Origin of the sequence: Mesorhizobium sp. M0062 (assembly GCF_040323125.1) — a bacterium.
GTDB lineage: Bacteria > Pseudomonadota > Alphaproteobacteria > Rhizobiales > Rhizobiaceae > Mesorhizobium.
On the sequence record NZ_JAMYUO010000002.1, the window covers coordinates 428,689 to 439,444 of the forward strand.

Sequence of the window (10,756 nt, forward strand, 5' to 3'; positions counted from 1 at the left end):
CCGGAATTGGGGATTATCGGGCCATTGAGGGAAACATCAACCGGTAAAGCATCCAGGTGTCTTTTCGTTCCAGGCGCCGCCTATGGTAAACCAATTGCTAACCCGGTTCGGCGATGAATGGTCTTTCCTGAGATAGAGAAAGGGGAAAATATGTCCGTTCGCAGTGCCGCAAAACTCTTTACCAGCGTGCTGACGGCGGCCAGCCTCTCGCTCGCCTTGCTGATGCCGGCCGGACCGGCCTTCGCCGATGCCGGGTTTCGGCAATGGGTCGCCGGCTTCCGCGCCACGGCCGTGGCGGGCGGCGTTTCCGGCGCGGTCTACGACCGAGCGTTCCGGGGCATCAATGAGCCCGACCCGGTGGTGCTGGAAAAGGCACGCACCCAGCCCGAGTTCACCGCGCCCGCCTGGGACTATTTCGACAACCGCGTCCATGACCAGTCCGTTGCCGTCGGCCAGCAGATGGCCAGGAAATGGAAGCCGTGGCTGGACCGGATCGAAGCCAGGTTCGGCGTCGACCGCTACATCCTGCTCGCCATCTGGTCGATGGAATCGAATTATGGCGAGATCCTCAAGCGCGACGACATCATGCGCAATGTCATCCGCTCGCTGGCAACCCTCGCCTATGGCGACGCCAAGCGTTCGAAATTCGCCCGCACCCAATTGGTCGCCGCGCTGAAAATCCTGCAGACCGGCGACATCGACGAAAGCCACCTGATGGGCTCCTGGGCCGGCGCCATGGGCCAGACCCAGTTCATCCCGACCAGCTACCAGCATTATGCCGTCGACATGGACGGCAACGGCAAGCGCGACATCTGGAATTCGATCCCCGATGCGTTGGCGACATCAGCCAATCTGCTGAAGAAGAATGGCTGGCAGGGCGGCAAGACCTGGGGCTACGAGGTCACCATTCCAGCCGGCAAACTGCCTGCCGGCTCGAAGACATTGGCGCAGTGGCAGGCGCTCGGCGTCGCCAGGGCCAATGGCAAGCCGTTCAAGAACGCAACCGACACGGCGACGCTGAAAGTGCCGGACGGCCGCGGCGGACCGGCATTCCTGATGATCAAGAACTTCTCCGTCATCAAGGCCTACAACAACGCCGACAAATATGCCCTGGCCGTCGGCCTTCTTGCCGACGAAATCGCCGGCTCTAATGGTCTGGTGCAGGACTGGAAGCGGCCTTTCACCAAACTGTCCTTCGAGGAAAGGCAGGAGTTGCAGAAGCGGCTTTCGCAGCACGGACTTTACGACGGCAAGTTCGACGGCAAGATCGGTGACGGTACGAAAACCGCCATCATGACCTATCAGGCAACGGTCGGCTTGACCCAAGACGGGTATCCGAGCATGGAAGTGCTCAAATGGCTCAGAAAGAAATAGAGCCGGCGACGGCAGCGCGCATCTGCGACGCGCAAGGGATGCCGTAGCATCGGTCTGTGCATGATCCCCTGCGAGGGCCATGCACCAAGTGATGGAGAGGGTGCTTGGTTCCGGCAGCGCGTATCCGTGTGATCGCTTTCCGCTTGCCGATCCTCATTCTGGCCATCGTCGTCCTGGCGACGGGGGTCGCCGGCAGTTTCCACACACCGGCTTTGGCGCAGGAGCAACCGCAGAACCGCGGCTGGTCGCTGCGCGACCTTCTGTTCCCGCGCCGCAGCGAACGCATCGAGCCGCCGCTCGACGTCCGCAAGGCAAAGCCGAAGGTCAAGAAGAAGCCCCGTGCACCCGTTGAACCTTCCGCTCCGATTGTCGAGAAGACACCGGATGCCCGCGTCATTCTGGTGATCGGCGATTTCATGGCCAACGGCCTGGCCGAAGGCCTCGAAACAGCCTTTGCCGACAATGCCAACGTCAGGATCGTCGAGCGCGCCAACGGTTCTTCGGGTTTCGTGCGCGATGATGTCTACAACTGGCCCGAACAGGTCAAATCGCTGGTCGAGACCGAAAAACCCTCCGTGGTCGTCGTCATGCTCGGCTCCAACGACCGCCAGCAGATGCGCGTCAACGATGTGCGCGAGCAGCCGCGCTCCGAGAACTGGACCAAGGAATACGAACGCCGGACCGAAGCCTTGGGAAAGGCACTGGCGGCGACCAAGGTGCCTTATCTGTGGGTCGGCATGCCAGCCTTCAAGACGCCGAAGATGACCTCCGACATGCTGGCATTCAACGACATCTACCACTCGGCAGCCGAGAAGAACGGCGGCGAATTCGTCGATGTCTGGGATGGGTTCGTCGACGAGAACGGCGCCTTTGTCTCGACCGGCCCCGACATTAACGGCCAGGCCGTGCGGCTGCGCTCCGACGACGGCATCAACGTCTCGAAAGCCGGCAAGCGAAAGCTCGCCTTCTACACCGAAAAGCCGCTGGCCAAGATCCTCGGCCTGGCAGCGCCGGGAAGCGTGGTGACGGCTGCCGCGCCGGCCGGCGCCCCGGTCGAGGCGCGGTCGCTGCCCGCCGCCCCGATCGTGGTCGACCGCACCGTTCCAATGCTGCTCAACGATCCGGCGCTCGACGGCGGGACCGAGCTTCTCGGTGCGGCGGCGGCGCCGAAAGCCAATCCGGATCTGCCCGGCGAAAAACTAATCCTCGAAGGCAAGGCGCCCGAGGCCTCGCCCGGCCGCGCCGACGACTTCTCCTGGCCGCCCAAGGCCGCTGCCGCGACGGATACGACGACGGCGATCAACCGTTAACGGGGGAGTACCGTCGACCCCATCAGCGCTTCATCGATCGAGCGCGCGGCCTGGCGGCCTTCGCGGATCGCCCACACAACCAGCGACTGGCCGCGGCGCACATCACCTGCGGCGTAGAGCTTGTCGACGCTGGTCTTGTAGTCGCGATCATTGGCTTCGACATTGCGGGAACGGCGGCTGTCGGTGGTGATTTTCATCTCACCGTCCAGCTCTTTCGCGACGCCGGCGGCAGCCGGTCCGGCAAAGCCGATGGCGATGAAGGCGAGGTCTGCACGGATGACGAATTCGGTGCCGGCGATCGGCTTGCGCTTCTCGTCGACTTCGCAGCATTTGACGCCGGTCAGTTGGCCGTCCTCGCCGATGAATTCGAGCGTCGCCACCTGGAATTCGCGCTCCGCACCTTCGGCCTGTGAGGACGAGGTGCGCATCTTGGTCGCCCAGTAAGGCCAGACCGAAAGCTTGTCTTCCTTCTCCGGCGGCTGCGGGCGGATGTCGAGCTGGGTGACGCGCACCGCGCCCTGGCGGAAGGCGGTGCCGACGCAGTCGGACGCGGTATCGCCGCCGCCGACGACGACGACATGCTGGCCGCCGGCGATGATCGGATGCGACGGCCAGGCCACCGACTGGATCGGCTCGCCGCCGACGCGACGGTTCTGCTGCACCAGATAGGGCATGGCGTCATAGACGCCGCCGAGATCGTCGCCCGGAATGTTGGCCGGACGCGGCGATTCCGAACCGCCGCAATAGAGCACCGCATCGTATCCGGCGAGCAACTCTGCCACCGGCTTGTCGACGCCGACATTGACGCCGCAATGGAAGGTCACGCCCTCGCCCTGCATCTGCTCGATGCGGCGGTCGATATAGTGCTTCTCGATCTTGAAGTCGGGAATGCCGTAGCGCATCAGCCCGCCGGGACGGCTCTCACGCTCATAAACGCTGACCTCGTGGCCGGCGCGGCCAAGCTGCTGCGCCGCCGCCATCCCTGCCGGGCCGGAGCCGATGACAGCGACCCGCTTGCCCGTCTTCTTCTCTGGCGGATAAGGCCGGATATGGCCGGTTTCATAAGCCTTGTCGGCGATTGCCTGTTCGACAGTCTTGATGGCAACCGGAATGTCCTCGAGGTTCAGCGTGCAGGCTTCCTCGCAGGGCGCGGGGCAGATGCGGCCGGTGAACTCGGGGAAATTGTTGGTCGAATGCAGGTTGCGGATCGCATTGTCCCAGTCGCCATTGTAGACGAGGTCGTTCCAGTCCGGGATCTGGTTGTGGATCGGGCAACCGGTCGGCCCGTGGCAGAACGGGATGCCGCAATCCATGCAGCGCGCCGCCTGTTTCTCGACCTCCTTGTCCGACATCGGCAGCGTGAATTCACGAAAATGCCGGATGCGGTCGGAGGCCGGCTGGTACTTGTGCACCTGCCGGTCGATTTCGAGAAAGCCTGTTACCTTGCCCATAGTCCAGTTCCTGCTGTCCAGATGGTGCGGTTTTCGCACCCGTTAACCCCTTGAGGCAGCCGTGGCAACCTTGCATCCGAGGTCAAACTGTCGCTGAAAGTTCCGCCGGGAAGCCTGCGCCTCCCGGCAAGTCGAAAAACCTATTCCGCCGCCACGCCCATGCGCATGCGTTCCATCTCGATCAGCGCGCGGCGGTATTCGACCGGCATGATCTTGCGGAATTTCGGCCGGAAGGTCGTCCAGTCGTCGAGTATCTCGCGGCCGCGTACCGAACCGGTGAAATGGACGTGGTTCGAGATAAGCTGGTAAAGCCGTTCCTCGTCATGGGTGGTCATGTCGCCCGAGACGTCGACGCGACCCTTGTGGTCGAGGTCACCGCCATGATGCAGCAGCCTTTCCATCAGATCGTCTTCTTCCGGAACCGGCTCCAACTCGACCATCGCCATGTTGCAGCGCGCGGCGAAATCGCCGGCCTCATCCAGAACATAGGCCACGCCGCCCGACATGCCGGCAGCGAAGTTGCGACCGGTCTGGCCGATGACGACGACGATGCCGCCGGTCATGTATTCGCAGCCATGATCGCCGACGCCTTCAACGACGGCGGCGACGCCCGAATTGCGCACCGCGAAGCGCTCGCCGGCGACACCTGCGAAATAGGCCTCGCCCTCGGTCGCGCCATAGAGGACGGTGTTGCCGACGATGATCGATTCCGCCGCGACGATCCTGGACTCCTCCGGCGGCCGGATGACGATGCGTCCGCCCGACAGGCCTTTGCCGACATAGTCGTTGGCCGCACCGACGAGATCGAACGAGATGCCGCGCGCCAGGAAGGCGCCGAACGACTGGCCGGCGGTGCCGGTCAGCTTCACCTGGATCGTGTCCTCGCGCAGGCCCTTGTGCCTGAAGCGCTTGGCGACTTCGCCCGACAGCATGGCGCCCGTGGAGCGATCGACATTGCGGATGTCGACCTCGATCTTGACCGGCTGCTTGCTTTCGAGCGCGGGCTTCGCCAGTTCGATTAGCTTGCGATCGAGTACATCGTCGATCGGGTGTTTCTGCCGTTCGGTCCAGTGCACCGCCTCATGCGGCGCGTCCGGCTTGAAGAACATCTTGCCGAAATCGAGCCCGCGCGCCTTCCAATGCTGGATCATCTCGCGCTTTTCCAGCAGGTCGCTGTCGCCGATGATCTGGTCGATATGGGTGTAGCCCATCTCGGCCAGCAGCCCTCTCACCTCTTCCGCAACATAGAAGAAGAAGTTGATGACATGCTCGGGCGTGCCCTTGAAACGCTTGCGCAGAACCGGGTCCTGCGTCGCGACGCCGACCGGGCAGGTGTTCAAGTGGCACTTGCGCATCATGATGCAGCCGGCCGCGATCAGCGGCGCGGTCGAGAAGCCGAACTCGTCGGCACCGAGCAGCGCACCGATGATGACGTCGCGCCCCGTGCGCAAGCCACCATCGACCTGCAGCGCAACGCGCGAGCGCAGCCCGTTCAGTACCAGCGTCTGGTGCGTCTCGGCAAGGCCCATTTCCCATGGACTGCCGGCATGCTTGAGCGAGGTCAGCGGCGACGCGCCGGTGCCGCCATCATAGCCGGAGATGGTGATGTGGTCGGCGCGCGCCTTGGCGACGCCCGCCGCAACCGTACCGACACCGACTTCCGACACCAGCTTTACCGAGACGTCGGCCGCCGGGTTGACGTTCTTCAGATCGTAGATCAGCTGCGCCAGATCCTCGATCGAATAGATGTCGTGATGCGGCGGCGGCGAGATCAGGCCGACGCCGGGCGTCGAGTGCCGGACCTTGGCGATGGTGGCGTCGACCTTGTGGCCGGGCAGCTGGCCGCCCTCACCGGGCTTGGCGCCCTGCGCGACCTTGATCTGCATGACATCGGAATTGACGAGATACTCGGCGGTGACGCCAAAGCGCCCCGAGGCGACCTGCTTGATCGCCGAACGTTCGGGGTTCTTGCTTCCGCCGGGCAGCGGCAGATAGCGGTCGGCCTCTTCGCCGCCCTCGCCGGTGTTCGACTTGCCGCCGATCTGGTTCATGGCGCGCGCCAGCGTCGTGTGTGCCTCGCGCGAGATCGAGCCGAACGACATCGCCCCGGTCGAGAAGCGCTTGACGATATCGGCCGCCGACATCACGTCCTCTATCGCCACCTTCTTGCGGCCGGTCTCTTCCGCAAGCTTGATCCTGAACAGGCCGCGTATGGTCTGGGCACGGGCCGTCTCGCTGTTGATCTGCGCGGAATACTCCTTGAACGTCTCCCACGAGCCCTGACGCACGGCGTGCTGCAAGGTGGCGACGGCGTCGGGCGACCACATATGGGCTTCGCCGCGCATGCGGTACATGTACTCGCCGCCGACCTCGAGGCTGTTGCGCAGCACCGGATCGTTGCCGAAACCGTCGGTGTGGCGGCTGAGCGTCTCGGCCGCGACCTCGTCCAGACCGACACCTTCGATCAGCGTCGCTGTGCCGGTGAAGTACTTCTCGACGAAATCCGACTTCAGCCCGATGGCGTCGAATATCTGCGCGCCGCAATAGGACTGGTAGGTGGAGATGCCCATCTTCGACATCACCTTGAGGATGCCCTTGCCGATCGACTTGATGTAGCGCGAGACCACCTCGTAGGCGTCAACCTCAGCCGGCAGTTCGCCACGCTTGTGCATGTCGAGCAGCGTATCGAAGGCAAGGTAGGGGTTGATCGCCTCGGCGCCGTAGCCGGCGAGACAGCAGAAATGATGCACTTCGCGCGGCTCGCCGGATTCCACGACCAGGCCGACCGCGGTGCGCAGACCCTTGCGGATCAGATGGTGGTGCACGGCAGCCGTCGCCAGCAGTGCCGGAATGGCGATACGGTCGGGACCGACCTGGCGGTCGGACAGGATGATGATGTTGTAGCCGCCGGCGACAGCGGCTTCCGCCCGCTCGCACAGACGCTCGACGGCGCCCTGCATGCCGGCCGCGCCCTCGCTCGACCCGTAGGTGATGTCGATGGTCTTGGTGTCGAAACGGTCCTCGGTGTGGCCGATCGAGCGGATCTTTTCCAGATCGCCATTGGTCAGGATCGGCTGGCGCACTTCGAGCCGCTTGCGGCGCGAATTGCCGACCAGGTCGAAGATGTTCGGCCGCGGCCCGATGAACGACACCAGGCTCATCACCAGCTCCTCGCGGATCGGGTCGATCGGCGGGTTGGTGACCTGGGCGAAATTCTGTTTGAAATAGGTGTAGAGCAGCTTCGACTTGTCCGACATCGCCGAGATCGGCGTGTCGGTGCCCATCGAACCCACGGCTTCCTGGCCGGTGGTCGCCATCGGCGACATCAACAGCTTGGTGTCTTCCTGCGTGTAGCCGAAAGCCTGCTGGCGATCGAGCAGGCTGACATCCTTGCGCAGCGCGCGCGGCTCGACCGGCTTCAGATCCTCGAGGATCAGCTGCGTGTTGTTGAGCCAAGTCTTGTAGGGATGCCTGGTGGCGATCTCCGACTTGATCTCCTCGTCGGAAATGATGCGGCCCTTGGCGAGGTCGATCAAAAGCATGCGGCCGGGCTGCAGCCGCCACTTCTTGACGATCCTCTCCTCCGGCACCGGCAGCACGCCGGCCTCTGACGCCATGATGACGCGGTCGTCGTCGGTGACGATGTAGCGCGCCGGCCGCAGCCCGTTGCGGTCGAGCGTGGCGCCGATCTGGCGGCCGTCGGTGAAGGCGACCGCGGCCGGCCCGTCCCACGGCTCCATAAGCGCTGCATGGTATTCGTAGAAAGCCTTGCGATCGGCATCCATCAGCTTGTTGCCGGCCCAGGCTTCCGGGATCAGCATCATCATGGCGTGGCTGAGGCTGTAGCCGCCCTGGAACAGGAATTCGAGCGCATTGTCGAAGCACGCCGTGTCGGACTGGCCGTCATAGGAGATCGGCCACAGCTTGGAGATGTTGTTGCCGAACAGTTCGGAATCGACCGAGGCCTGGCGCGCCGCCATCCAGTTGTTGTTGCCGCGCACCGTGTTGATCTCGCCATTATGCGCGACCATGCGGTAGGGGTGCGCGAGCTTCCATGACGGGAAGGTGTTGGTCGAGAAGCGCTGGTGGACGAGGATCAGCGCGGTCTCGAAACGCGGATCCGACAAATCCTTGTAATAGGCGCCGACCTGGTAGGCCAGGAACATGCCCTTGTAGACGATGGTACGCGCCGATAGCGACACAGAGTAGGCGCCGATATCCTTGTTGTTGTTCTCGGCGTAGATGCGGCCGGAAATCACCTTGCGCAGCAGGTACAGCCTGGCCTCGTATTCCTCGTCATCTGGAATGTCCGATGTGCGGCCGATGAAGACCTGGCGATGGAACGGTTCGGAGGCCGCAATATCGGGCGCCTTCGACAGCGATGAATTGTCGACCGGCACGTCGCGAAAGCCGAGCAGCGGCAGCCCTTCTGACTGCGCCGATTCGGCGATGATCTCTTCGATATGGGCGCGCAGTGCCGCATCCTGCGGCATGAACCAGTGGCCGACGCCGTATTGGCCTGCCGCCGGCAGTTCGACGCCCTGGGCCGCCATCTCTTCGCGGAAGAAATGATCGGGAATCTGCACCAGCACGCCGGCGCCGTCGCCCATCAGCGGATCGGCGCCGACAGCGCCGCGATGCGTCAGGTTTTCGAGCACGAAGAGCCCGTCCTTGACGATCTGGTGCGACTTCACGTTCTTCATGTTGACGATGAAGCCGACGCCGCACGCGTCATGCTCGTTGCGCGGATCGTAGAGACCCTGCGCGGCCATGCCATTGGTGGTCAGGCCGTTGGTGGTCTGGCCTTCTTTGGTCAGAACGGTATTTTTAACGGCTGCCGCTTTCGTCTGCGCGGCCTGGCCGATAATCGCAGATGGCGTCAGTTCCGTCATCGTCCTGTCCTCCGTTCCGGCCCCTTGCACGTCTAGCATTTGGGGCGCTGGTCTACCTTGGGAAGCGACTGGCTTCCGCTCTCATCTTGCGGCACGTCTTTTCGAAATCCTTGGCGGACCGTGCGGTGCACCGCCGGTTCGTATCCGGTATCGTACAGGCCACAGCCGAGCCGTCTACCCGTCGCTCGCGGCAACGGCCGGAGTGGCCCAAATGATACGCCAATCCAGCCTGACTTGTGCGACAAAATAAGACAGCACTACTGTCCTAAATTTTTATGTCAGAAATCCTGGGCGTACACAAGACCGATTCACCAAATTCTTGGACGTTTGGCGACAGAAAATTACGTCGGGCGCTGTCGAAACGAAATTTCGGTCCCGGCACTCCTTCGTGATCGCCTTTGGCTTTACCGCTTTTTCAGCCCTTGGCCCTTGCGCGTCAAACCCCGAAACGGCCATGGTCGCGCTCTTGTCGCAACCAGACTTTCTCAACCAGACAGGGACTTTCCTGATGTTCTTTGCATCCGACAACTGGGCGGGCGTCCATTCCAACATTGCCGCCGGGCTGTCAGCCAACGCCGGCGGCTTTTCGACCGCCTATGGCGATGGCGATCTCGACCGCGCCGTCTACCAGCGTTTCAGCGAGATCTTCGAACGCGAGGTCGCGGTGTTCTTCGTCGCTACCGGCACGGCGGCCAACTCGCTGTCCCTGGCCGCTTACAACAAGCCCGGCGGCATTTCCTTTGCGCACCGCGAATCGCACATCATCGAGGACGAATGCGGCGCGCCGGAATATTTCAGCGGCGGCTCGCGTCTCCATGCTGTCGACGGCGCCCTGGGCAAGATCGATCCGCACAATCTTGAACGGGCCGTCGCCCGTTTCGCACCCGAAATCGTCCATTGGGGACGCCCGACGGCCGTCTCGATCACCCAATCGACCGAAGTCGGCACAGTGTACGGGCTCGACGACATTTCCACCATTTCGGAGATCGCCAAACGCTTTTCCCTGCCGCTGCATATGGACGGCGCCCGTTTTGCCAACGCATTGGTCGCGCTTGAGACGACGCCGGCCGAAATGACCTGGAAGCGCGGCGTCGATATCGTCTCGTTCGGCGGCACCAAGAACGGCTGCTGGTGCGCCGAAGCGGTGGTGCTGTTCGATCTAGACCGCGCCAAGGAGCTGTCCTTCCTGCGCAAGCGCGCCGCACAGCTGTTCTCCAAGTCGCGCTTCATCGCAGCGCAGTTCGACGCCTACTTCACGGACGGCCTGTGGCTGGACATGGCCCGTCATGCCAATGCCATGGCCGCGCGCCTGGCGGCTGCGATCGAGGATTCGGCAACGGCTAAGCTCGCCTGGTTGCCGCAGGCCAACGAGGTGTTCGCGGTGATGAAAAAGGCGGAAGCCGAAAGGCTGCAATCCCTCGGCGCCGCCTTTTACGACTGGCACAGGCCGCACGGCTTCGACGGCCATGTCGGCGACGACGAGTTGCTCTATCGCTTCGTCACGAGCTTTGCCACGACTTCAGATGAGGTCGATCGCTTCGGGCAGATGATCGCCTGAACCCGCGAGACCGCGCCAATGACAAAGCCACCTCTCGGCTCAACCATGCGGCTGGTTCGCCCGGCGCCAAACGTGCTCGGCTTCTACGATGGCCGCGTTGACGGCGTTCGCGCCTGGTCGGACGAGCCGAACTGGCTGGACGACGGCGCCTATGCCCTCGGCATCTGCACC

Annotated in this window: 5 protein-coding genes; 3 read left to right on the forward strand and 2 right to left on the reverse strand. The window is 63.2% G+C overall.

Annotated features, from left to right (window positions below; all coding sequences use genetic code 11):
* Nucleotides 1-150 precede the first annotated feature (150 nt).
* Both NKJ64_RS04250 and NKJ64_RS04255 read left to right on the forward strand, forming a co-directional pair.
* Entirely contained in the window at nt 151-1,374 is a 1,224-nt protein-coding gene (locus NKJ64_RS04250; RefSeq protein ID WP_023828228.1) for a lytic murein transglycosylase, read from the forward strand.
* Nucleotides 1,375-1,478: 104 nt separating this feature from the next.
* Nucleotides 1,479-2,684: an SGNH/GDSL hydrolase family protein gene (locus NKJ64_RS04255; RefSeq protein ID WP_023828229.1), complete on the forward strand. Its 1,206-nt coding sequence runs from the start codon at nt 1,479-1,481 to the stop codon at nt 2,682-2,684.
* Here the strand turns inward: NKJ64_RS04255 and NKJ64_RS04260 are convergent.
* The gene (locus NKJ64_RS04260) at nt 2,681-4,135 is read right to left on the reverse strand and encodes a glutamate synthase subunit beta (RefSeq protein ID WP_023671207.1); all 1,455 of its coding nucleotides are present in this window, start codon (nt 4,133-4,135) and stop codon (nt 2,681-2,683) included. The two genes, NKJ64_RS04255 and NKJ64_RS04260, sit on opposite strands and share 4 nt — an antisense overlap.
* Before the next feature lie 140 nt (nt 4,136-4,275).
* Nucleotides 4,276-9,027 carry a glutamate synthase large subunit gene (gltB, locus tag NKJ64_RS04265; protein ID WP_027049817.1) on the reverse strand — a complete coding sequence of 1,584 codons (4,752 nt, stop codon included), beginning with the start codon at nt 9,025-9,027 and terminating at the stop codon, nt 4,276-4,278.
* 508 nt (nt 9,028-9,535) lie between these two features.
* Here gltB and NKJ64_RS04270 point away from each other — a divergent pair.
* Nucleotides 9,536-10,585 (forward strand): threonine aldolase family protein, encoded by a 1,050-nt coding sequence (locus tag NKJ64_RS04270; RefSeq protein ID WP_023728416.1) that lies wholly within the window; start codon nt 9,536-9,538, stop codon nt 10,583-10,585.
* The last annotated feature ends 171 nt before the right edge of the window (nt 10,586-10,756 follow it).

Excerpts from the sequence above, each read along its gene's own strand:
- NKJ64_RS04250 (WP_023828228.1), top strand. The coding sequence starts at position 151 with ATGTCCGTTCGCAGTGCCGCAAAACTCTTTACCAGCGTGCTGACGGCG.
- NKJ64_RS04260 (WP_023671207.1), bottom strand. The coding sequence starts at position 4,135 with ATGGGCAAGGTAACAGGCTTTCTCGAAATCGACCGGCAGGTGCACAAG.
- gltB (WP_027049817.1), bottom strand. The coding sequence starts at position 9,027 with ATGACGGAACTGACGCCATCTGCGATTATCGGCCAGGCCGCGCAGACG.
- NKJ64_RS04270 (WP_023728416.1), top strand. The coding sequence starts at position 9,536 with ATGTTCTTTGCATCCGACAACTGGGCGGGCGTCCATTCCAACATTGCC.